The sequence below is a fragment of the Polaribacter reichenbachii genome (assembly GCF_001975665.1).
GTDB lineage: Bacteria > Bacteroidota > Bacteroidia > Flavobacteriales > Flavobacteriaceae > Polaribacter > Polaribacter reichenbachii.
Map to the genome: position 1 here is coordinate 884,684 of NZ_CP019419.1, position 25,866 is coordinate 910,549.

The 25,866-nt window shown below is 28.7% G+C and carries 17 protein-coding genes; 14 read left to right on the plus strand and 3 right to left on the minus strand.

What is annotated here, in order from left to right; translation table 11 throughout:
- Positions 1–79 precede the first annotated feature (79 nt).
- The 9 genes from BW723_RS03780 (at position 80) to BW723_RS03820 (ending at position 11,183) form a co-directional block, all read left to right on the plus strand.
- Positions 80–922 carry a universal stress protein gene (locus BW723_RS03780; RefSeq protein WP_068362079.1) on the plus strand — a complete coding sequence of 281 codons (843 nt, stop codon included), beginning with the start codon at positions 80–82 and terminating at the stop codon, positions 920–922.
- Positions 923–1,278: 356 nt separating this feature from the next.
- Positions 1,279–2,112 (plus strand): universal stress protein, encoded by an 834-nt coding sequence (locus tag BW723_RS03785; RefSeq protein WP_068362076.1) that lies wholly within the window; start codon positions 1,279–1,281, stop codon positions 2,110–2,112.
- Between the two features lie 64 nt (positions 2,113–2,176).
- The gene (locus tag BW723_RS03790) at positions 2,177–3,031 is read left to right on the plus strand and encodes a universal stress protein (RefSeq protein ID WP_068362074.1); all 855 of its coding nucleotides are present in this window, start codon (positions 2,177–2,179) and stop codon (positions 3,029–3,031) included.
- A 13-nt stretch (positions 3,032–3,044) separates the two neighbouring features.
- Positions 3,045–3,452, plus strand: a complete 408-nt coding sequence (locus BW723_RS03795; RefSeq protein WP_068362071.1) for a hypothetical protein — start codon at positions 3,045–3,047, stop codon at positions 3,450–3,452.
- Between the two features lie 6 nt (positions 3,453–3,458).
- A complete protein-coding gene (locus tag BW723_RS03800; protein WP_068362068.1) occupies positions 3,459–4,310 on the plus strand; it encodes a restriction endonuclease in 852 nt (283 codons plus the stop codon).
- A gap of 341 nt (positions 4,311–4,651) precedes the next feature.
- Positions 4,652–5,104, plus strand: a complete 453-nt coding sequence (locus BW723_RS03805; protein ID WP_068362065.1) for a hypothetical protein — start codon at positions 4,652–4,654, stop codon at positions 5,102–5,104.
- Between the two features lie 19 nt (positions 5,105–5,123).
- Positions 5,124–5,780, plus strand: a complete 657-nt coding sequence (locus BW723_RS03810) for a hypothetical protein (protein WP_068362062.1) — start codon at positions 5,124–5,126, stop codon at positions 5,778–5,780.
- Positions 5,780–6,502 carry a sulfite exporter TauE/SafE family protein gene (locus BW723_RS03815; protein WP_068362059.1) on the plus strand — a complete coding sequence of 241 codons (723 nt, stop codon included), beginning with the start codon at positions 5,780–5,782 and terminating at the stop codon, positions 6,500–6,502. Before BW723_RS03810 ends, BW723_RS03815 begins: the two co-directional genes overlap by 1 nt.
- A 427-nt stretch (positions 6,503–6,929) precedes the next feature.
- The gene (locus tag BW723_RS03820; protein WP_068362056.1) at positions 6,930–11,183 is read left to right on the plus strand and encodes a hybrid sensor histidine kinase/response regulator transcription factor; all 4,254 of its coding nucleotides are present in this window, start codon (positions 6,930–6,932) and stop codon (positions 11,181–11,183) included.
- 106 nt (positions 11,184–11,289) lie between these two features.
- Here the strand turns inward: BW723_RS03820 and BW723_RS03825 are convergent, their stop codons facing one another.
- Positions 11,290–12,813 (minus strand): alpha-L-fucosidase, encoded by a 1,524-nt coding sequence (locus BW723_RS03825; RefSeq protein WP_068362053.1) that lies wholly within the window; start codon positions 12,811–12,813, stop codon positions 11,290–11,292.
- Between the two features lie 416 nt (positions 12,814–13,229).
- Between BW723_RS03825 and BW723_RS03830 the strand changes: the two genes are divergently transcribed.
- On the plus strand, positions 13,230–15,044 hold the full coding sequence (locus BW723_RS03830) for an arylsulfatase (RefSeq protein WP_068363537.1): 1,815 nt from the start codon (positions 13,230–13,232) through the stop codon (positions 15,042–15,044).
- Positions 15,045–15,124: 80 nt separating this feature from the next.
- Here the strand turns inward: BW723_RS03830 and BW723_RS03835 are convergent, their stop codons facing one another.
- Positions 15,125–15,991, minus strand: a complete 867-nt coding sequence (locus BW723_RS03835) for a family 16 glycosylhydrolase (protein ID WP_139059122.1) — start codon at positions 15,989–15,991, stop codon at positions 15,125–15,127.
- A 1-nt stretch (position 15,992) separates the two neighbouring features.
- Positions 15,993–16,775 carry a carbohydrate-binding protein gene (locus tag BW723_RS03840; RefSeq protein WP_068362047.1) on the minus strand — a complete coding sequence of 261 codons (783 nt, stop codon included), beginning with the start codon at positions 16,773–16,775 and terminating at the stop codon, positions 15,993–15,995.
- Between the two features lie 323 nt (positions 16,776–17,098).
- Here BW723_RS03840 and galB point away from each other — a divergent pair, with 323 nt between their 5' ends.
- From galB to BW723_RS03860, 4 genes are read left to right on the plus strand one after another with little or no spacing between them, the layout of a single operon-like run.
- The gene (gene galB, locus BW723_RS03845; RefSeq protein WP_139059131.1) at positions 17,099–19,582 is read left to right on the plus strand and encodes a beta-galactosidase GalB; all 2,484 of its coding nucleotides are present in this window, start codon (positions 17,099–17,101) and stop codon (positions 19,580–19,582) included.
- Positions 19,582–22,128 carry a glycoside hydrolase family 2 TIM barrel-domain containing protein gene (locus BW723_RS03850; RefSeq protein ID WP_068362041.1) on the plus strand — a complete coding sequence of 849 codons (2,547 nt, stop codon included), beginning with the start codon at positions 19,582–19,584 and terminating at the stop codon, positions 22,126–22,128. The genes galB and BW723_RS03850 overlap by 1 nt, the downstream gene beginning before the upstream one ends.
- Before the next feature lie 13 nt (positions 22,129–22,141).
- Positions 22,142–23,326, plus strand: a complete 1,185-nt coding sequence (locus BW723_RS03855) for a DUF6786 family protein (protein ID WP_068362038.1) — start codon at positions 22,142–22,144, stop codon at positions 23,324–23,326.
- A gap of 10 nt (positions 23,327–23,336) precedes the next feature.
- A complete protein-coding gene (locus BW723_RS03860) occupies positions 23,337–25,862 on the plus strand; it encodes a glycoside hydrolase family 2 TIM barrel-domain containing protein (RefSeq protein WP_068362035.1) in 2,526 nt (841 codons plus the stop codon).
- Positions 25,863–25,866 lie beyond the last annotated feature (4 nt).

The following is a 25,866-nucleotide window of genomic DNA, read 5'->3' on the forward strand; positions in this document are numbered from 1 at the left end:
AAGTAATAAAATTGATATGACCAAAATCATTTCATAGAGGAATCGATCTTTTTAGTTTTGTTGTACTAAGAGAAAATCGATGAAAAACATTTTATTACCTACAGACTTTTCTGAAAATTCGTGGAATGCAATAGCTTACGCTATTAGTATGCATAAAGATGAAGTATGTAATTTTTATCTGTTGAATGTTAATAGAATAAACAACACAATTACAAGCGACATACCTTATACACCTAATAGCGAGGTTATAGATACCATAATTTTAAAACCTTCTAAACAAAAATTAAGAAAGGTTGTTGAGAGAATTAACAAAGTATTTACGAAAAATAAAAATCATAAATTTTACACACTTATAGATTATAATTACTTTATAGATTCTATAAGAAAACACGTAAGTGAAAAGAATATAGATTTAATTGTAATGGGTACCAAAGGTGCCTCTGGTTTAAAAGAGCTACTTATTGGTAGTAATGCTGGCGAGGTTATTACAAAAGTATCTTGTTCTACACTTATAGTACCAGAAAATGCAACTTATTCATCTATTAAAGAAATTGCTTTTCCTACGGATTTTATACTTTCTTATAATACTTCAGTTTTAAACTCTATTATCAATATTTTAAAAAAGGAAAAAGCTTCTTTACGAATACTACATATTGTGCAAAGAGGTTTAGAATTAAGTTTAGATCAACAAAACAATAAAGAGGTTTTAGAAGATTTATTTTCAAACTTTAAACATAGTTTTCATAGTTTATCGAACAGTAAAGTAGAAGATGCTATACAATGTTTTGTAGAAAGTAGAGACATAGATATGATGGCTATGGTTGCAAAAAATCTAAACTATTTTCAACAAATATTGTTTCATTCTAAAGTAGAAAAAATTAGCTACCATACTAATGTTCCTTTTTTAGTTTTACATGAATAATAATTAATTAAATATATTTTTTAAAACTGATATTTATCATTTTCAAAAACCCAAAACTGCTTTAAATTTGTAGTATCAAAAAAAGTTACTTTTAAGTAATTGTATTTCATAATTGAGTTTGAATCTATTTTTAGTATCGTGAAATTTAAAATAAAATCATTCTCACATAGAAATAGAAAGTCCCAGCTTTCTGTTTCTTAAAAAATGCCTTAAACTATCTATATGATAATTTAGGAGGTGATGAACAAGTTTAATTATTGTAGTTTTTTGATCTATAATAACAACTAAACTGTTCTGCAAAGGGGAGATAAAGCTCCCCTTTTTTTTTTATTTTTTCTACTTATAAAAATAGTATTATGGAACGTAAGATATTAATCCCAACAGATTTTTCTAAAAATGCTTGGAATGCGATTGTATACGCCTTAAAACTATATGCTAATGAGACTTGTAGTTTTTATCTACTAAATTCTATTAAAATAAAGGGATCTACAATGTCTGCTTTTTCTAATAAACTTCAAGAAAAAGTAACCGAAAATGCCAGCGAAGAATTAATAAAGTTAAAAAAAAGGTTAGATAAAGAGCATTTTAACAACAAACATAATTTTCATATTATTTTAAGTAGACAAGAACTTAAAAACTCCATAGAAACTGCTATTAAAAAACATAAAATAGATTTGGTTATTATGGGCACTAAAGGTGCCAGTGGTGTAAAAGAGTTGTTTTTTGGCAGTAATACTGTTCATATAATAAGTAAAATGAAGCTCTGCCCTATTTTAACAGTTCCAGAAGATTGCGGCTACAATACGCCAAAACAAATTGCTTTTCCTACAGATTTTAATCATTTTTACGAAGAAGAATTATCACCTATAAAAGAAATTGCTAATTTATATAATTCAAAAATTAGAGTTTTTCATATAAGCGAAGAAGAAAGCTTAAAATCTTGTCAAAATTATAATTTATCTATGCTAAAAGTTTACCTAGAAGATCATCCTCATAAGTTTGATTGGATACCCAATTACACCAAAAAAACGTATGAGATTAATGAGTTTCTAAAAGATCATAACATTAGCATCTTGGCTATGATTAACTACAAACATAGCTTTACAGAAGACATTATAAAAGAGCCTGTTATAAAAAACATTGGGTTTCATCCTATTGTTCCGTTTTTGGTAATTCCGTCTCAGAACTGATATATATCATTGTAATTTTAGTAATGTAATAGTATTTTTAGCTAACACATTTAAAACTAAAGTTATGAAACGTAAAATACTTTTACCTACAGATTTTTCTAAAAATGCTTGGTACGCTATACAATATGCTTTAGAACTTTATAAAAAAGATACTTGCCATTTTTATATACTAAATGTTTTTTCTGCAACAAGCGATATTATGAAAAACTTAATAAACTTAGAGCCAGGCAGTGAGTTGTACGAAGTAATTAAAGAAAAATCTGAAACCGGTTTACAAAAGGTTTTAGAAATGTTAAAGTTGCATAAATACAACAATCCTAAACATAATTTCGAAACCATTTCAGTGTTTAACAACCCATTAGAAGCTATTAAAAATATAGTTGAAAAGAAAGATATAGAAATGATTGTTATGGGTACAAAAGGGGCTACAAATACTTCTCTTATTGCCTATGGTAGCACTGCTATTTATGTAATGGAAAAAGTTAGGAATTGCCCTGTAATTGTGGTGCCAGAAAAAGCAAAACGAAACTTACCAAAAGAAATTGTTTTTCCTACAAGTTATAAAACACATTATAAAAGACGTCAGTTAAATAGTTTAATAGATGTTGCTAAGAAATGTAATTCAAGAATTGCAATATTACATATTGCTGAAGAAGAAAAATTAAGTGAAGAACAATTAGAGAACAAAGAATTACTCGAAGAAATATTTGAAGAAGTAAATTATGGTTTTCATACTTTATCTAAAAACGCAATAGAAACTGCTATCGATGTTTTTGTAGAAAGTAGAGAAAGTGATATGGTTGCTTTTATCAACAAAAAACACACATTTTTTGGCAGTATTTTATCACAACCATTAGTTAAAGATATCACCTACAACTCAAATACCCCAATATTAGTAATGCACGATTTAAGAAACTAAAAACAGATTTATTATGAAAAATATAGGTATTTGGTTAGATAAAGAAAAAGCATTTATCATAACTATAGAAAACGGAAATGAGACATTTACTACAATAGACTCTAATGTAGAGAATTTTAAAATATATGGAGGTTCTGGAACTCGCTTTAAAGGTGGTCCACAAGATGTAGTACAAGACAGTAGATATTTAGAACGCGAAAAACATCAATTAAAAGCATATTTTCTTGAAATTATTAATGCGATAAAAGATACCAGTGAATTGGTAATTTTTGGTCCTGCAGAAACTTATCTAAAATTTCAAAAAGAGTTAATTGAAAATCATAAAAGCTTAAATACAAAAGTTACAGTTGTTAAAAAAGCAGACAGTATGACAAAGAATCAAACTATTGCATTAATTAAAGATGCTTTTATGTCTAAATAAAACACAATGAAAGATGCTCACATACATATTGTAAAATATTCTGGCGAAAAAGTAATTTTTTCTTTACACAAACTAAAGAAATCTTTAAAAAGAACTGGTGCTGATGAAAATACGGTTAAATCAATTCTTGATAGAGTAAAAGAAGAACTTTATCAAGGAATTACAACCAAAGAAATTTACAATAGAGCATTTGCTTTGCTTAAAAAAAAGAAAAGCTATTTGGCTTCTAAATACAAACTTAAAAAAGCTATTTACGAATTAGGACCAACTGGTTTTCCTTTTGAGCGTTTTGTAAGTGCAGTTTTAAAATATTCTGGTTACAAAACCGAAGTTGGTAGCATTGTGCAAGGACATTGTATAAATCATGAAATAGATATTATTGCCACAAAAAATAATGAAACTACAATTATTGAATGTAAATTTCATAGCGAACAAGGACTTAAATGCAATGTGAAAATTCCTTTATATATAAACTCTCGTTATTTAGATGTAAAAAAACACTGGAACACCAATCTTGAAAATAAAGAATTACTTACAGAAGGCTGGGTAGTTACAAACACGCGCTTTACAAAAGATGCTAAACAATTTGGTAGCTGTGCTGGTTTACAACTTTTAAGTTGGGATTACCCAGAGAATAATGGCTTAAAAGATAGAATTGATAGGTTAGGTTTGTACCCAATTACAGCCTCTACATTACTAACAAAAAGAGAAAAACAATTTCTTTTAAGTAGAGAAATTGTTTTGTTTAGAGATCTTATTGGAGATTCTTTCTTTTTAGATCATTTGGGTATTTCCGAAATCAGAAAAAAAAGAATTTTAGAAGAAATAGAACAACTTTGTAATTTAAAAAACAATTAATTTTTTTATAGAAAAAGCACTACTTTAAAAACATTTAACAAACTGATATTTATCATTTTAATTATTATTTTTAGATTGTACTTTAGATCTATATTTAGTTTTACATAAAGAAGTAAAATCATCTTTTCAAAATTAAATTTTCTGCTCCTTATTTTTCAATAAAAGTTGAAGAATACACAGGTTTTATAACATCATACAACTGTATAAAATAAAATCTGAAGACTCCTAATAAATACCTTATAACGTTTTAAAAACATTTAAGGTAGTAGTATTTTTTTCAAATTACGGATTTTTATTTTGAGAGATTACTCTCTCTACTTTTTAACTTTTAAACCTAAATTATGAAAACTACAAACCCAAAAACAAATTTAAAGTATAAAGAATGGTTAAGTGCAGACGAAATGCACCACAACTCTAAAGAATGGCTTTCTGAATTAGAGTTTGTAAGAGATGAACATTTATTTTTTAAAAATTTAATATCATCATTTACGCTTCAGCTCATAGACAAAAAAAACTTTGCTGAATCTAAAAAACTTATTAAAAAATTAAACATATCAATACTAGAAAACGAAGAGTTATTTAATTTGATAAAAAATCACGAGAATAATCTAGAAATTATAATCGATGAAATAAATCAAATTGAAAAAGAAACAGCTTATAAAACCGAGCATTTAGAACTAAGATTTTCTATTAAAAAATTCTTAGAAAACTATAAAGAGTTAAAAGTAAGATTGTTTAATATTATTAAAGACATTAAAAAAACAGAAAAGCAAAAGTACCTTATTGAATCATAATTAACGTAAACTAAAATACATGAAAACCTACTTTCTATTCCTTTTAATATCGGTATTTTTTATAAGCTGCACTTCTACAGAAATGGTAGATAGCTGGAAAAGCGATGAGATCGATTCTTACGCGCCAAATAAAATTTTAATAGTTGCTGTGTCTCCTAATAAAACAGCAAGATTAAAATTTGAGCAACAAGTAAAAAATGAATTCGAGTTAAGAGGAATGGAAGCTGTTATAAGTTTTAATTATTTTGATGCTAGTGTTAGAACCGAAAAAATGACATCAGAAGAATTAAAAAATTTAGAAAACAAACTTTTAGAAGATGGTTTTGATAGTGTTCTGTTTACAAAAATAGTAGGTGAAGAAGATAGAATTTCTTACAAAAAACTGCATGATTTTGATAAAAATTTCAAGAAATTTAAAGACGATTATATTAAGTTTCAAGATATATATTACAACCCAGATTATTATAATGAGTACAAAGTTTATCACGCAGAAACAGCGTTTTATTGTATTTGCCCTACAAAAGAAAGAGAGCTAATCTGGAAAGGTTATGTAGATGTTATAGACCCAATTTCTATAGATGAAACTGTAAATGATTATGTAAATTTATTAATTGCAGTTTTAGAAAAAGAAAAGCTAATTCATAAAAAAGTATTAATGGAAGAAATTATAAATTAATGGTATCTAGATATTTACCAATATTTATAATTCTTTCTTTAATCGCAGAGATTTTAGGTACTGTTGGGGGTTTTGGCTCTTCTGTATTTTTTGTACCTGTTGCCAATTTCTTTTTCGATTTTCAATCTGTACTTGGTATTACAGCCTTATATCATTTATCTAGTAATATTAGTAAAATAGCAATTTTTAAAAAGGGTTTCGATAAAAAAATTGTGCTATTTTTAGGTATTCCTGCCATTATTTTTGTGTCTATAGGTGCTTATTTTAGCAAATATTTTAATCCTAAAATATTAACCTACATTTTAGGTTCATTTCTAGTTATACTTAGTTCACTCTTTTTAATTTTTAAAAAACTTAAGGTAAATCCAGATAAAAAAAACGCCATTATTGGTGGTGCATTATCTGGTTTAAGCGCTGGCCTTTTAGGAACAGGAGGTGCAATTAGAGGTATTACTTTATCAGCTTTTAAATTAAATAAAAACACTTTTATTGCTACTTCTGCAATTATAGATTTGGGTGTAGATTCTACAAGAGCTGTTATTTACTTTTTTAATGGTTATATGCATAAACATGATTTATATTTAGTACCCATACTACTTGTAATAAGCGTTTTAGGAACTTGGATTGGTAAAAAAATTCTAGACAAAGTATCTCAAGAACAATTTAGAAACTTTGTACTTATTTTAATTTTAGGAATAGGAATTATAAGTTTAGTTTTTTAGTAAACAAAAACCATTTAAAACGATACTAAAAACCAACGAATTACTGATCATTATTTTTAAAAACACTTCAGAAATTCATCTATAAAATTTTAAATATCAATATTTTAAATGATTGTTTTTGAGTATGAGTTAAAAATTAGATTCCAGTAATTTTTAAGCTTTAATACTAATAAAAACTACTGTTTTTAACCATATGTTATTCAATATAAATCATACGATAACGCATTTAATAGCATCATTAATTAAACTTGTGTAGATTTTTAATTTAATAATAGATTTTATAAGGATATCCAATTTTTATTTTGATATCCTTTTTTAAATTAAATCATTTTTTTACGTATTAAAATACTATCAAAATAAAAATCTTTACTTTTAAATTTCTATAAAAAAGAGAACTTAAAAACACTAATCTGAGTTTCTAAAATATATGAGTTACACATCGAATTATTTATTTATCAGAAAAACATTTGCTTTTAGAGTACTACTAACAATAATTTTTGCATTAAATTTTTCTAATTTTCTTGCACAAGAGCATATGCAGTTTCATCATATAACCACAGATAATGGTTTATCTCAAAGTGATATTAACAGCATTTATCAAGACAAACAAGGTTTTTTATGGTTTGCAACTCATGAAGGTTTAAATAAATACGATGGTTACAATTTTAAAATTTTTACACCAAACTCTAACAACAACCATAGCATAAACAGTAATTTAATTTATGCCCTTACAGGCGATAAAAAAGGAAATTTATGGATTGGTACCACTGGTAGAGGTTTAAATTATTTTGATAGAGCTACAGAAAAATTCTCTGAATTTATTGCTGATGACAAAAATGACGACAGCATAATTAGCAATCACATTACATCACTTTTAATAGACAATAACAACAGACTTTGGGTAGGTACAATTAATGGTATTGATGTTATAAATTTAGATACACCAAAAGACAAAGTAAAATTTCATCACTATAATTTAGAAAGAGATCCTTTTGTTGCTAAGTTTCAAGACAACTCTATAAACACAATTTTTCAAGATAGTAAAGGAGATATTTGGGTAGGTGGTTACCACGGAATTTTTAAATTAATGAGAGATTCTAATGGCGAAATATATTTTAAACTGGCCAATGAAATTATAGGTTTACCTAATGTTGCTGTTAAAAGTATAAACGAAGATGTTTATGGTAGATTGTTGGTTGGTACAACTTATGGCTTATATATTTTAAATAGAAATAATGCCTCAAAAATTGAATTAGTAACGCCACAAATTTTTGTTAATCGAATTTTGGTAGACAATAGAGATATTTGGGTAGGTACCAATAACGGACTATTATATTTTAATAATACCAATAAACAAAGCGCACCGAAATTAGTTAATACTTTTAAATACGACCCAAATAACCCAACAAGTTTAAGTAAAAACAATATAAAATCTCTACTAAAAGATAATGCAGGTGTAGTTTGGATAGGTACAATTGGCGGTTTAAATAAATTAGATTTAGAAAGAAAACAGTTTAAAAACATTAAAAAAACTTTAGATCCAACTAGTTTAAGTTACGATAAAATTAGGTCTATGTTCGAAGACAGTAATGGAACACTCTGGATTGGTACTGAAGGTGGTGGTTTAAACATGTTACTACAAGATAAAAAAGATAATTCTTACTTAGGTTTTAAAAGTTTTAAAGTTCGTAACGCATTTGTAACTATAGAAATAGAAAGAAAAGGTAAAAAACTACTAATTATTGGTTCTGAAGATTATCCTGGTTTATACGAAATTGATATTACTGAATCTAAAGAATATACAGACAATGATATTGTAGCTTTCGAACAAATTTTTGGCAGTGTATTTTCTTTATTAGAAGATAAAGATAAAAATTTATGGATTGGTACTTATAACAACGGAATTATAAGATGGGTTTATGACGAACAAAAAAACAATTACAAAAAGGACATTCTTTCTTTTAACAAGCTAGAAAAAAATGGAGTTTCTAGTAATATTATCAGAAATATTATCGAAGATCGATTTGGTAATATTTGGTTTGCCACTGGTAATGGATTATGCAAATTAACAAAAGAAGAAAAATTAAAAAAACATCCAAAATTTACGGTTTTTAAAAATAATTCAGAAGATAAAAAAAGTATAAGTCATAACTATATTTTAGAATTATTTGAAAGCTCAAATGGCGATTTTTGGGTAGGTACTTTAGGTGGTGGTTTATGTAAATATTTACCTTCGGATGAATCTTTTGTAACCTACAAAATAGAAGATGGTTTACCCAATAATGTAATAAAAGGTATTTTAGAAGATGACAACAACAACCTTTGGATATCTACAAACAAAGGGATTTCTAAATTTAATCCGCAAGAAATTACATTCAAAAATTTTGATACTAATGATGGTTTACAAAGCAACGAATTTCAAGAACTTGCAAGATTAAAAAGAAAAAATGGCGAACTACTTTTTGGTGGCATTAATGGCTTTAATTCCTTTTTTCCTGATAAAATAAAAAACAATTCTTACGAACCAGAAACAGTAATTACCCAATTATCAATCTTTAACAAAAACGTTACAATAGGAGAAGAAATTAATGGAAGAGTTATTCTAGAAAATTCAATAAGCACAACTAAAAGCATAGAACTAAAACACGATGAAAATAGTTTTTCTTTTGATTTTTCTTCACTTCATTTTGCTTCTCCTAAAAAAAATAAATATGCTTATAAATTAGAGGGTTTTGATAAAGATTGGATTTATACAACATCCGAAAGACGTTTTGCAACCTACACAAATTTACCGCCAAACAATTACACATTTAAGGTAAAAGCATCTAATAACGATGCCATTTGGGATTCTTCGCCATCTGAATTAAACATAGAAATTGTGCCTCCTTTTTGGGAAACAAAACTCGCCTATTTCTTATATTTATTACTAATTCTTGGTTTACTTTTCTTGTTTAGAAGATATACCATTATTGGCACCAACGAAAAACATAGATTAGAAATTGATCATTTAGAAAAAGAGAAAAATGAAGAATTACAAAAAATTAAATTCGAATTTTTTACCAATATTTCTCATGAATTGCGCACACCATTAACTTTACTAAAAGGACCTTTAAAATATCTACAAACTAAAGGACACAAATTAGACCAAAAAGTAATACAAGAGCAGTACAAATTAATGGAAAAAAATAGCGATTCTTTATTAAGAATTGTAAACCAACTGTTAGATTTCAGAAAAATTAATCAAGGAAAAACAAGACTTGTAATGCGTAAAAGCAATATTGTTACCTTTATCAAGGAGCTTTGCGAACCTTTCCAATTTTTATTGATTAAAAATCAAATCGATTTTAAAATTACTGCAAATCCAGAAAGTATAATTTCTTGGTTCGATCATGAAGCCATCGAAAAAATAATAAACAATCTATTATCGAATGCCTTTAAATTTACACCTTTAGGGGGTTCTATAAAAATTGATATTCAGATTGATGAAAAATATAATGGTAAAAATGTAATTATAAAAGTAGAAGATTCTGGTTGCGGAATAGAACAAGAAAAATTAGAAAATATTTTTGAAAGATTTTATATTGATAAAACAAAAGGAAAAGACAATCCGCAAGGTGTAGGTATTGGTTTATCTTTTGTACAACAACTTACAAAATTACATCAAGGTAATATAGAAGTTGAAAGCGAAATTGATGAAGGAACCACTTTTACAGTAACACTACCAATAGAAAGAAAAGCTTACGAAAACATACCAGAAATTACTTGTAAAAGCAGTAAAGATTCAGATTTTCTGGTAAGAACATCAGAAACAAACTCTTTAGCCATTAGTTTAAATGATGAAATTACTGATTTAAATATTGATAAATCTAGATCTGAAAAACCTCTTTTACTAGTAGTAGATGATAATTTAGATATTAGAGTATTCTTAAAACAAGCTTTAAGTGATGAATACATTATCTACGAATCACAGAATGGAAAAATTGGTTTAGAAATGGCCAACAAAATTTTACCAAACATTATTCTTACTGATGTTTTAATGCCAGAAATGGACGGAATTGAATTTTGTAAAACCTTAAAAACTCAGCAAGAAACTAGTCATATTCCTGTAATTATGTTAACCGCAAAACTATCTCAAGAAAGCGAAATTAAAGGTTTAAAAACAGGTGCAGATGATTATATTAGAAAACCATTTGATATTGAACTTTTAGGTGTAAAACTTAAAAACATTATAAAACGAAGAGACCAATTAAGAAATCGATTTAAGAAAGACATTTCTTTTAAACCCAAAGATGTTACAGTTACAACTTTAGACGAAAAGTTTTTACAACAAGCTATAGAAATTGTAGAAAAACATATGATGAATACCGATTTTAGTGTAGAAATGTTGGTAAAAGAAATGGGCTTAAGTAGAAGTACATTATATCTTAAATTTAAAGAAATTACAGGTTTATCTTCTAGTGCTTTTATTAGAAACATCCGTTTAAAAAGAGCGGTTCAATTGTTCGAAAAAAGCGATTATTCTGTAAAGGAAATTATGTACATGACAGGTTTTAACACAGCTTCTTATTTCTCTAAATGCTTTAAAAAACAATTCGGAATTATACCAAGTGAGTATGTAAGGCAAAATGTAAAAAAAGGATCTAAAGAAGATTCTTTTACAAGTATTTTAGAAGAAGAGTAATACCAATTATTCTTTAAACCTAATAAAGCAAAAGAGTACATTTTTAAAAATGTACTCTTTTTTAATAAACCAATTAATCAACTTTAAGAAAACTCTATATTAAATATTACAAAGTTATTTGTAATACATATGCAAAATCACAAGGTTTTTTAGAAGGCATTTTAACCTTTAATCCATTTTTAGCTTGTTTCCAATCAATTTTTTCGTTGCTACCTAATAGGGTAACATTAGTAACTTTATCTGTGTTTTTATTTATAGATTTTATAAGCACACTATTATTTTCTGGCCATTCCATCATAATTGCATAAAGCTTATCATCCTTTTGTGTAAATCGAATATCTTGCCCAGTAAAAGCTTTGTTTTTTCCTTCTGAATGATGCCCTTTTTCTACTTCAGTCGGACCTTCTCCAAAAGTTCTCCAGTATTTGGTATCGTAAATTGCATCACCATTAATAGACAACCAATTTCCCATTTCTAATAAAATCTCTTTTTGATCTTCTGGTATTGTACCATCTGCTTTTGGCCCTACATTCAATAATAAATTTCCATTTTTAGAAACAATATCCACTAAATCATCAATAAGTTGATTGGTATTTTTAGATTGCCAATCTGCAATATGGCACCAAGAATTTTTACCAATAGAAGTATCTGTTTGCCATGGTAATTTTCTTATCCCCGGCAACTTACCTCTTTCTAAATCATAAATTACTGTACCTTCTGGAAAAGCTTCATGACTAAAATTCTTGTCCTGTAAAACCACTTCTTTACCCCACTCAATACCTTTATTGTAATAATAAGCTGCCAATTGAGGTCTGTATTCTTTAAAATCTGGTGTATCTAACATAAAGTCGAACCATAAAATATCTGGTTGATAATTATCAATTAAATCTTTAGTTCTTGTCCACCATTGTTGTTTAAACTCTTCAGAAACTGGCTCATTAATATCTGTTCCTTTTTTTGAATATAAATCTGCATACGCAGGATTTGAAGTATCGAAATAAGTTTCTTTATTATAAAAAGACCAATTAAAAGCATAATGAGAAGAAGCGCCCATAATCATTCCTTTTTTTCTACCTTCTTTAAATAATTCTCCTAAAACATCTCTTTTTGGTCCCATATCATAAGAATTCCAGCGTGTTGTATTCGATTTGTACATTGCAAAACCATCATGATGATCTGCAACTGGCACTACATATCTTGCACCTGCTTTTTTAAATAAATCTATCCATTCTACAGCACTAAATTTTTCTGCTTTAAACATCGGTACAAAATCTTTATATCCAAATTTTTGCTGATCACCATATGTTTTTTTATGATGCAAAAACTCTCTTGTACTACCTTCATGTTCTACCTTTAAAGTTGCACTTAACCTATTTTTGTCCATATACATATTTCTAGGATACCACTCAGAACCATAAGCCGGCACTGCATAAACTCCCCAATGAATAAAAATTCCAAATTTTTGATTATTAAACCATTCTGGATCTTTGTAATTTTCTTTGATAGATTCCCAATTTGGCTGAAAAACATCTGTAGTTTTAATATCAGATGTCTTTGGTTGCTTGCTATTGCTTTTGCACGATATAAATACGATTAAAATTATAACAGCTAAAAATTTATACAATTTCATATTCTTTAAACTTTAAGAGGGTTAGTTAAGTGCGAATAATAAATTATCTGCTTTGCTAAATTCTAATTTTAATCATTTATTAAAAGTCTCTGATGTTGAATTCTTTACAACAAATGATTTTCTTTCTTTTAAATAATAAACTTGATATTAAATCCCTTTACTTTAATAAAAAAATACTTTAATCACCTAAATATCTGAAATTTAAACGAATTTCATCCAAAGAAAAAAAAGTTACCAATTAAACATTTGATGTATAATATTGACAATACAGAACAATACTTTCCCTATAAATTAGATAATTTAGTACTTCCATTATAGGGTCAACTTAAAACCATAGTTATTTTTTATTTTGATACTATAATGACAACTTTAAAAAACCTTTTTCCAAAATTTAAATGGATAATAAATATAGAAACATGAAATATTCAAAGCTTTTATTAATAGTAATTTTAATCAACTTTAGTTGTAAAACAGGTAAAGTATCACAAAAAGAAGTTGGTAAAAAACCAAATGTAATATTAGTAATTACAGACGATCAAGGTTATGGAGATTTAGGTGTTCATGGTAATAAAGTTATAAAAACACCAAATATCGACGACTTTTACAAAGAAAGTTATCACTTAACAGATTTTCATGTTGGGCCAACTTGTGCACCAACTCGTTCTGGGTTAATGACGGGTAGATATGCAAATAGTACAGGTGTTTGGCATACAGTTGGTGGTTGGTCTTTGTTAAGAGAAGAAGAAAAAACGTTGGCAAATATGTTTACAGAAGCTGGTTATAAAACTGGAGCTTTTGGTAAGTGGCATTTAGGAGACAATTATCCTTTTAGAGCACATGATAGAGGTTTTCAAGAAACTGTTATGCATTATGGAGGTGGTATACAACAAACTCCAGATTACTGGAATAATGATTATTTTGATGATACATATTTTAAAAATGGAGAACCTCAAAAATATGAAGGTTACTGTACAGATGTGTTTTTTAATGAAGCTACAAAATTTATAGAATCTGCAAACGGACAGCCTTTTTTCGCTTACATTGCCACGAATGCACCTCATGGACCTTATAATGTACCTCTAGAATATTATAATTTATACAAAGATTTAAGTAATGATGTTTTAGCTGATACTCAAAAACGTTTTTATGGAATGATTACTAATGTTGATGATAATTTTGGTAAGCTTCGTAAAAAGCTAAAAGATTTAAACATTGCAGACAATACCATTTTAATTTTTATGACAGATAATGGAACCTCTGCTGGATATTACAACAAAAAAGGAAAAGTTACAGGTTACAATGCAGAAATGCGAGGTACAAAAGGTAGCGAATATGAAGGAGGACATAGAGTTCCGTTTTTTATCCATTGGAAAAATGGAAATATAACTACAGCTAAAGACATTAATTTGTTAACAGCACAATTAGATATTATGCCAACTTTAGCAGAATTGTGTGGCATTGAATTACCTAAAGAACATAGAGCAATTAACGGTCAAAGTTTGGTTAAAGTACTTAAAGGAGAACAAAAAGAAAACAATAGAATGTTAATTACAGATTCGCAACGTTTAAATTATCCTAAAAAATGGAGAAAATCTTCTGTAATGCAAAATAAATGGAGATTGGTAAACGGAAAAGAATTATACAACATCGAAGAAGATAAGAGTCAAGAAAAAAATGTAGCTGTAAATTACCCAGAAAAAGTAGCAGAAATGAGAACTTTTTATGAAAATTGGTGGCAAGAAGTTTCTGTTCAATTTAACGAAGAAGTTAAAATTCCAGTTGGGTTAAAACAAGAAAATCCAGTTACATTAACTGCTCATGATGTACATACAGACAAAGGTGGTTATGCTTGGAATCAAATTTATATTAGAGATGGTAAAGTTGGTAATGGTTATTGGGCTTTAGATGTAAAAAGTGAAGGCGATTACGAAATTTCTTTAAGAAGATATCCTGTAGAAGCAGGTTTACCTATTAACACAACTGTACCAAAAGTAACACCAGAAGAAGTACCTGGATTACAGTTTACAATTCCAAAAGGAAAAAATCTAAATTTCACTAAAGCAACTATAGAAATAGCGGGTATTAACAAAGAAAATAGAATTACTAAAAACGATCAATCATCGACTTTTAAAGTAAACCTAAAAAAAGGAATTACAAATTTAAAGGCAAATTTTATCAACTCTAAATCCGAAGAAAACGTTGCTTATTACGTTTATGTGAATAAGTTATAAATAGATAAAATATATTATAAACTATTAAAAAAGCCTGTTTACAAAATACTAAACAGGCTTTTTTTATAGAAAATTTCACGCTATTTTTTCTGCTCCCAAACTCTAAAATATTTAACGTGGTATTCGCCATCCAATCTATTATCATCTGGCAAAGCACCAAACCATTTGTTAGATTCACAATTAAAATTGATTTCTAAAGGTTGATGCCAATGTGTGTTTTTTGCTTCTCTAAACAAAATTCCATCAATATAAAAACGGATGTATTCTGGCGTCCATTCTAAACCCCAAGTATGGTAATCTGCTTGTAATTCTTTAGGAAAATAGTATTTCTTTGTTCTCGAAAAGTGTTTTTTTACATCACCTTTATCTTTTGGTGCTCTAAACACGTGAATGTTAGAATTTAAATCATGTCTGTTATAAGATAAACCTGGTGCATTTTCGCAAATATCAATTTCTGTCCACCAATTTTTATCAACATTTGTCATCCAAAAACCAGAAACCCAAGGCGCATCCATCAACTTTACTTCGGCTTCAAAATATCCGTATAAAAATTTATTTTTACTTTTAATAAAACCTGTTGAATGTGTGTAACCTTCAGGCAATTTTTCATCTCCGTGTTTGTTTACTCTTATTACGAGTTCATCATTTTCTAAACTAACATTAGAACCGTGAAAAAAAGTTGGTTTTCTACCTTTCCAACCAGGATTGTTTGGGTACCAAATTTTCTCATTTATTTTATCAGCATTAAACTCATCAGAAAATTTCTTTAAAAGTTTCCATTTCTTTTTTTCTTTTTGATGAGATAAAGGCAGTTTATTATTTATTCTTTTAGGTGCTATACTTAAATCTACAGAATCTTTGTAGTTTTTTGGAGGTATTGTTAAGTCTTGAGAAACAACTTTACCCACAACTAAAAAGGCAATTAAAAAAAGGATTTTAAATTTCATATTATTGTTCATTTTGTTCTATTAATTTAAAGGAATCTATGGCGTGATAATTAGATCTTGCAGCAATTATAACTGTGTATTCTTTAGCCTCATTAAAAGTTGCATAAATTTGATGCGCATTATTGTCTGATGTGTTTGTGCTTCTAGACCATTCATCAACAGTATTCATATACACTTTAAAAAATCCGTTGCCATTTTCGCCAGCAGGATTTGGTGTTTTTCCAGAACCTTTTGGGTAAATTTTACTTGTACCTCTTATTGCAAAAAACTCATCTGCGTCTAATAATTTTAACCAACTATCATTATGTTCTGCCCAAGGATCTGTATCTGCTTTTTTTGCAATGTAAGACCTCCATTGAAAAAGGTAAGTTCCTGCTTTTGGTATATCAACTTTATAAGTAAGCTTACCAACTTCGCCAATAGTACCTTTCCAGGTTTGGCTAGCTCCTTCCCACACAATATAACCATCGCCTGTAAAACCAGTTATAGCAGTTTTCATTTTCCAATCTTCTGTAAGAGAAACATCAGTAGCATCAACTTCAATTACATTAGGTATAAATTGTTCACACTCACAATCTTCTTCGTTTAAAACTTCATCATCAGCACAAGTTAAAGTACAAGGAATTGGTTCGCAAGAGCAGGTTTCTTCATTTAAAGCAAATCCACTTTCACAAACTTCTGTGCAACCTTGCTCTTCATTTGAATTACTGCAGGCCAGTAAAAAAAATAACAAAACCACATAAAATAATGTTTTATGCTGTTTTCTGATCTTCAATTTTTTCATTCTAATTTGATGTTTTAAAAGTTTTTAGTATGCCATAAAATTAGATGGATTTCACGTTTTTAATAGCTCCATTTGTGCTTAAAAGAAAAACAAATGATTTTTAGTTGAATATTATCGTCCAATTATTATTGCTCTTTTTTAAGAAAATGATTGATTTTACTTAACAAAATCGACTTCCTTTAAACTTTAGAAATACACGTAATGGATAAATCTACATAACAAATGATTTTTAGCTTCATTTTAAAAAGCTAATATTTTTTACGACGCTTTAAAAAATTTACATTTATAATATGAATAAAAAACAGCAACAATTATTTTTTAAGATGAAGTTAAGAATACCATATTACAAAATTATTTTATTACTATTATTTATCTCATTTTCTTGCCATTCTCAAGAATCAAAAAATGATAAATCTATAGCAGATCTCAATTTTAATACAGACTGGTTATTTCAAAAAGGTGCTATAAAAGAAGGTGCTTCTATAGACTTAAACGACACAAAATGGAGACAATTGAATGTACCTCATGATTGGGCAATTGAAGGGCCTTTTGACAATAAACACAATGCAAGAACTGGTGGACTCCCTGTAGATGGTGAAGCTTGGTATAGAAAACATTTTACCATCTCTAAAAAAAATAAAAACAAGTGCATTTCTATTGAATTTGATGGCGCTATGAACGAAGCAAAAGTTTGGTTAAATGGGGTTTTTATAGGCGAAAGACCTAATGGTTATATTGGTTTTGAATTAGATTTAACAGAACATATTAAATTTGGTAAAGACAATGTTATTGCTGTTCAATTATCGCCAAAAGACTTGGCTGCAAGATGGTATCCAGGAGCTGGTATTTACAGAAATGTTCGTTTAAAAATCAATGAACCTATACACATTCCACAATATGGAACTTTTGTAACTACACCCAAAATTACTAAAGAAAATGCTGTTGTAAACATTGAAACTAAAATAGAAAATCACCATAAAAAAAGTGAAAATGTAGTTTTAAAAACGGTAATAAAAAATGCAAACGGTACAATTGTTTCTATGAATTCTTCTAAAATTAAAGTAGAAAAAGCAACCACAAAAAATATTGAATTGACTATTTCAAAGCCTGAATTGTGGGATATTACAAACCCTGTTTTATATACAGCTGTAAGTAGTATTTATAAAAATAATGTTTTAATTGATGAATATCTTACAGAATTTGGTATCAGAACCATAGCTTTTGATAAAAACAATGGCTTTTTATTAAATGGCAAAAAAGTTGAATTAAATGGAGTTTGTTTACATCACGATCAAGGCCCTTTAGGTACAGCAATTAATTACAGAGCCAAAGAAAGACAAATGCAAATTATGCAAAGTATGGGGGTAAATGCATTAAGAACAAGTCATAATCCTCCATCACCAGAAATTTTGAAAGTGTGCGATAAATTAGGAATCGTGGTAATTGTAGAAGCTTTTGACGAATGGAAATTAGGAAAAGTACCAAATGGCTACAATCGTTTTTTTGATGATTGGCACGAAAAAGATTTAAGAGATATGATTAAAAGAGATTGTAATCATCCTTCTGTAATTATGTGGAGTATTGGTAACGAAATCTTAGAACAAAGTAAAAAGGATGGTTGGCAAATCACCAAAAAACTAAATGATATTTGCCATGATGAAGATAATTCTAGACCAACAACTGTTGGCTTTAACTACTATCCTGCTCCTTTTAAAAATAATTTAGCTCAATATGTAGACATTGTAGGTATGAATTATTGGCCAGAAAATTACAATGAAATTCTTACCAAAAATCCAAATATGATTGTATATGGCTCAGAAACTTCGTCGCAAACTAGTAGTAGAGGCGTTTATCATTTACCAATTAAATTTAAAGAAAAACACGAAACAAACCACGTTTCTAGTTACGATGTAACTGTTGGGCCACCTTGGGCTTATGCACCAGATATTGAGTTTGATGCACAAGAAAAAGCACCTAAATCTTTAGGTGAATTTCTTTGGACAGGCTTCGACTATTTAGGAGAACCAACACCTTATGGAGGTAGAGATAATTCTACAAATGGTTATTGGAACGATGATTGGCCATCGCGTTCTTCTTATTTTGGCCCTGTAGATTTAGCTGGTTTTCCTAAAGACAGATACTATTTATATCAAAGTCAGTGGACAAAAAAACCAATGGTTCACGTTTTACCTCATTGGAATTGGGAAGGCAAAGAAGGTGAAGAAATTCCTGTTTTTGCATATACAAATGCAGAAGAAGTTGAGCTCTTTGTAAACGGAAAATCTTATGGTAAAAAGGTAAAAGGTAAAGATTTTACAATGATTCCTTCAGAATATCACTTCTTTAAAAAAGGGATGTACAAAACTAAATATCGCCTTTCTTGGCAAGTACCTTATCAACCAGGAAGCTTAAAAGTTGTCGCTTATAACAAAGGAAAAAAAGTAGCTGAAAAAGAAATAAAAACTGCGGATAAAGCTGCTAAAATTAAACTAACTGCAGATAGAAGTTTAATCAATGCAGATGGCAAAGATTTATCTTACATCACCGTAAAAATTGAAGATAAAAACGGCAATTTTGTTCCTTTAGCTAATAATCTTATCAAATTTAAAATTGAAGGAAAAGCTACTTTAGCTGCTGTTGGTAATGGAGATCCTACTTCTTTAAAATCTTTTCAAATTCCAGAAAGAAATGCTTTTAATGGCTTGTGTTTGCTAATTGTTAAAGCTACAGAAAAAAGTGGAGAAATTAAGATTACTGCAACATCAAAAGGATTAGAATCGAAAACGATTATCTTAAAAAGTAAATAATGAAAAAGCTAATAACTCTTATTGCAGTACTTACCTTATTTTCTTGTGCTAAAGAAGATACTGGTAGAATTGTAGAAAATTTTAATGATAATTGGAAATTTTCTCTAAACCAAAAAGGTGATTTTTCTAATGCAAAAACAAAAGACACTTCTTGGCAAACCTTAAATGTTCCTCACGATTGGAGCATTGAAAAAGGCTATCAAAAAGATGGAAAAACAGCTGCAAGTACTGGTTTTTCTGTTGGCGGAATTGGTTGGTACAGAAAACATTTCACATTAAAAAAAAGTGATAAAAATAAAGAAATAAGTATTTTATTTGATGGTGTTTACAACAATTCTAATGTTTGGATAAATGGACACTTTTTAGGTAAAAGACCAAATGGATACAATTCATTTTCTTACGATTTATCAAAACATTTAAATTATGATGGTTCAGACAATGTAATTGCTGTAAAAGTAGATAGAAAAGCCTATGCAGATTCGCGTTGGTACACAGGTTCTGGAATTTACAGAAAAGTAAGACTAATAAAAAAATCGCCTATAAACATTGCTCAATGGGGTGTACAAATTACAACTCCAGAGGTTTCTTCGAATACTGCTAAAATCAACATTAAAACAACTATTAAAAGTGATGGAAAAGCTGATAACAACTTATCATTAAACTATAGCATTCTAGACGAAAATGGTTCTGAAATTGCATCAGAAAAATCAATTTTAGGTGATAAATTTAAAATTATTTCTAAAGAAATTAAAATTCAAAACCCTAAATTATGGTCTACAGAAAAAGGAAATTTATACACGTTAACTGTTTCTTTATTTAAGAATGATAAATTAATAGACAATACATCAGAAAAATTCGGAATTAGAACTTTTAAATTTACTGCGGATAAAGGCTTCTTTTTAAATGGCAAAAAACTAAAAATAAAAGGGGTTAATTTACATCACGATGCAGGTGCAGTTGGTGCTGCAGTGCCAAAGGGAATTTGGGAATATCGTGTAAAGAAATTAAAATCGATTGGTGTAAATGCAGTTCGTTTTGCTCATAATCCACATTCTAAAGAACTCTTAGAAGTTTGTGATGAGCAAGGAATTTTAGTAATGAACGAAGCTTTTGATGAATGGAATGTTCCCAAACTAAAAAGTAAAAAATATTTGGGTGATAATGCAGCCACAAAAGAATCTTCAAAAGCCTATCCTGCTTCTTTTAATGAATGGGCAGAACGTGATTTAAAAGATTTAATTCGCAGAGATTTTAATCATCCTTCTGTATTTATGTGGAGTATTGGTAATGAAATAGAATGGACATTTCCTCACTATTCAAAAACTTATAATGATGTAAATGGATCAAGTGGTGCTCAAGGTTATGAACAAGTACCAAACTACGATTACAAAACTGTAAAAACTGCTTTTGATAAAAATATTGACGGCGAAGATCCTTTAGTAAAAATTGCAAAACAATTGGTTGCTTGGGTAAAAGAAGAAGACACTACAAGACCAGTAACTTGTGGTAGCGTGTTGCCTTCAGTTGGTATGGTAAGTGGTTATGGAACTGCTGTAGATGTATATGGCTACAATTACAGAGCTGCAGATTATGATGCTGCACATAAAGAATACCCAAATTTAAAAATCTTAGGATCAGAAAATTGGGGAAGCTATAATGAATGGAAAAGCATTAACGAACGCGATTTTGTTTCCGGAATTTTTGTGTGGACAGGGTTTGCATATTTAGGCGAAGCTGGTCCTTGGCCAAGAAAAGGTTTAAATATTTCTTTCTTCGATTTTGCTGGTTTTAAAACACCAAGAGGTCATTTTTACGAAACTCTTTGGATTGAAAAACCAAAAGTATATATGGTTACAACTCCTGCAAAAGAATCAGAATTTTCGTTTCATAAAAAAGAAGGTTGGAAGTTTGATATGCAATTAACTGCACCTCCTGTATGGAATATGTTACGAAAATGGGAATGGTACAAAGTAAACTCTAAATGGAAATACAAAACTGATGAAGAAATAGTTGTACAAGCATACACAAACTGTGAGGAAGCAGAGCTCTTTTTAAACAATGTATCTTTAGGAAAACAAAAATTAGCAGATGTTATAGAAACCGATCATATTTTAAAATGGTTAGTGCCTTATAAAAATGGTGAACTAAAAATTGTAGGCTATAATAAGGGTAAAAAAGTTGATGAATATTTCTTAAACACCCACAATGATAAAGTTGCTAAAATTGATATTTCATCTACAAAACAAACTTTAAAAGCAGATGGCACAGACGTATCTGTAATTACCATAAAATTGTTAGATAAAAACGGAAATCTAATTATTGATGCTGATAAAGAAGTTACTTTTAAATTATCTGGACCTGCAAAAAATATTGGTATAGACAATGGTTGGGAAATGAATACGCAATCTCATAAATCAAACTCAACTATAACTCACAATGGTAAAGCTATTTTAATTGTTCAGGCTACAAAAGAGCGAGGAGAAATTAAGGTTTCAGCAACATCATCAACTGTTAAATCAAAAGATTTAAAAATATCAGCTGAATAAACTTTTTTGTAATATGACCAATTCAAAATTTTTACTTTTTATAATTTGCTTTGTTTCAATTATTTCTTGTTCTAAAAAAACAGAAGAAAGTTATGGTTATAAAGTGAATAAAATTGCGGCTAAAACTAAAGTTTTTGAATTAATTTCTAAAAATGGCGATAGTAGAATAGCCATTGCTCCCAAAATACAAGGTAAAATTTTAACCAGTACATATAGTGGTTTTAATGGCGCAAGTAATGGTTGGTTAAATAGCAATATTTTTGATGAAGAAAACCCAGATTTAGCAGCAATTGGTGGTGAAGAACGTGTTTGGTTTGGTCCTTTAGGTGGCCAACATTCTTTTTATTATCAGCAAAAAAAACCATTATCTGAAGACAATTGGCAAGTTCCTAAAAGCCTTAGTACAGAAGCTTATAAACTCAAGCTTTTTACTAAAGAAAAAATAGTTATGTCTAAAAAAATGAAGCTTACTAATTTTATTGGCACTCAATTCGATTTTGAAGTATTTAGAAAAATTAAGTTGATAAATAAAGAGCAATTAAGAAAGAATTTAAGTTTAAAAATCAATAAAAACCTAATGTATGTTGGTTATGAAACCGAACACAGCATTCAAAATCTTGGTAAAGAAAAATGGACTAAAGAAACAGGTTTAGTTTCTATTTGGAGTGCTGGTATGTTTAAAGGTTCAGATAAATCTGTTGTTATTTTACCCTTAACAAAGGATGTAGAATTAGATTCAATTTATCAATATATGGGTAAACTAGATAAAAGCAGATTACAAATAAAAAACAAAACTGTATTGTTCAAAGCAGATGGAAAATACAGAAGTAAAATAGGCATTCCTAATAAAATTGCAACTCCTATTTATGGTTGCTATATCAAAGAAAAACAACAATTAATAATTGTTCAATATCATCAAACAACACATCAATTGTTTTCAAATTCTAAGGTTAGCATTCAAAACAATCCTTATCTAGGAGAAGTAATTCCTATTTACAATAATGGTCCAATGGATTATGCTAAAACAAACGAAACTAGTTTTTTTGAGTTAGAATCTACATCGCCTTTTTTAGAACTAGAACCTTATCAATATTCTTCTCATTACCATAGAGTTTATCATTTTTCTGGTGATGAAAATGAGTTGAATAAAATTTCAGAACAACTTTTAGGAATCGCTTTAAAAGATTGTTCGTTATAAAATAATACAAATGAAAAGATCAAATCAAAAGAACTTAATTTTATTGGCTATTCTCTGTTTTTTAGCTGCTTGTAATTCAACACAAAAAGAGGAAGCAAGAGTTACAAAAGATTTTAATTTTGATTGGGAGTTTTATTTAGAAGATGATGAAAATCAAAATAAAGATGCACTTTGGCAACCAGTAAGATTGCCTCACGATTGGAGTGTGGAACATTCTTTTACGCAAGAAAACACTTCTGGTGCAACTGCATTTTTACCTGGAGGAATTGGTTGGTATAAAAAAGAATTTACGCTCCCTAAAAATGCAAAAAACAAAACCACTTGGATTGAGTTTGATGGTGTATATTCTAACTCAGAAGTATGGATTAACAATAATTATTTAGGCAAAAGACCTTATGGTTACATTCCGTTTAAATACAATTTAACCCAGTATTTAAAATACGGAGAAACCAACGAAATTAAAGTAAAAGTAGATAGATCTGCCTATATAGATTGCAGATGGTATCCTGGTTCTGGAATTTATAGAAATGTAAAATTAGTAACCACCAACAAACTCCACATTCCACAATGGGGCACTTTTATCACATCAAATAAAGTTGATAAAAAAGAGGCTTTGATTGCTATAAATACTGCTATAAAAAACGAAGCCACTATACATAAAAAAGCCACTTTAAAAACCACTATTTTTTATGATGGTAATGAGGTATCTTCTACTGCATCAAAAATTTCTTCGGATAAAAATTCTTCAAAATATATACAACAAGAAATAAAAATAACAAACCCTAACATTTGGGATGTTGAGCACCCTAATTTATACACAGTAACATCAGAAATTATTCTAAATGATCAAATTATTGACAGAAAAGAAACAGTTTTCGGAATACGAAGTTTTTCTTTTGATAAAAACAAAGGCTTCTTTTTAAACGGAAAAAATTTAAAAATAAAAGGAGTTTGTTTGCATCACGATGCTGGTTTAGTAGGTGCTGCTGTGCCTATTGGTGTTTGGCAAAGAAGATTAGCAACTCTAAAAAAAGCTGGCATAAATGCAATTAGAACTGCTCATAATCCTCCATCAGAAGAATTTTTAGATTTATGTGATAAAATGGGCTTTTTAGTACAAGATGAAGCTTTTGATGAGTTTAACAATCCTAAAGACAAAAAACACAATTACAATCAGCAAAAAGCAGATCCTTTAACTGCGGGTTATACCAACCATTTTACAGAATGGTCAGAAAGAGATCTTAAAAACATGGTTTTGAGAGATCGAAATCATCCATCAATAATAATGTGGAGTATTGGAAATGAAATTGAATGGACGTATCCAAATTACGGGAAATCTACCGGTTATTGGGGTGCCAACAAAGTTGGTGATGTTAACTATTATTATGATGAACCACCTTTATCCGTAGAAAAAATTAAAGCCAATTTTACTAAGGAAAAACAAGGTGAATACAATTTGGCTGCTACTGCAAAAAAACTGTCTAAATGGGTAAAAGAAATAGATACAACAAGACCAGTAACTGCAAATTTGGTGATTCCTACAGTGAGTAATTTTTCTGGTTATGCAGATGTTTTAGATTTAGTTGGGTTAAGTTATAGACAAGCTGTTTATGATTATTCGCACAGAAATTATCCGAATAAAACATTTATAGGCACAGAAAATTGGGCAAAATATCACGAATGGAAAGCCATTGAAAATAAAGATTATATTTCTGGTATTTTCTTATGGACTGGTATTGATTATATGGGCGAATCTAGAAATTGGCCTAAAAAAGGAAGTGGAAGTGGTTTGTTAGATTTTGCAGGGTTTAAAAAACCAGCATACCATATGTTTAAAACACTTTGGAACGATGAATCTCATATTTATATAACTACGCAAACGCAAGAAAAATCTCCTTATAAATTTGATATTAAAAGCGGAAAAGTTGTAGAAAAAGAAAAAGGTTGGTCTAAAAAACAAAAATGGGGATGGCAAGATGTAAACGAACATTGGAACTATAAAAAAGGAGATAAAATTGCAGTTGAAGTTTATACCAACGAATCAGAAATAGAGTTGTTTTTAGATGATAAATCTTTAGGAATTCAAAAATTAAAGGATGTAGAAGATCATATTTTAAAATGGATTGTTCCTTATTCTGAAGGTAATTTAGTAGCTAAAGCTGTAAATTTTTCTAATAAAACTTCTATATCGACTGCAAAAGAGTTTAATATGTTAAGCTTAAAAGCGGATACTAAAGAGATAAATGCAAATGGTTATGATGTTATACATTTTACTGTTCAATTAAAGGATAAAAATGGAAATTTGATTAAACATCAAGACCAAGAAATTGAGTTTATAATTGATGGAAATGTAAAATTATTAGGAGTAGATAATGGTAGTTCTACAAACATTCAAGATTATCAATCGAATAAAATAATTACATCAAAAGGGAAAGCATTGCTTATTTTACAAGCAAATTTTGAAGCTTCATCTATAAAAGTAAAAGCAGTTTCTAAAAAGATAGAAAGCGAAACAATTGAAATAAATATAAAATAAAATT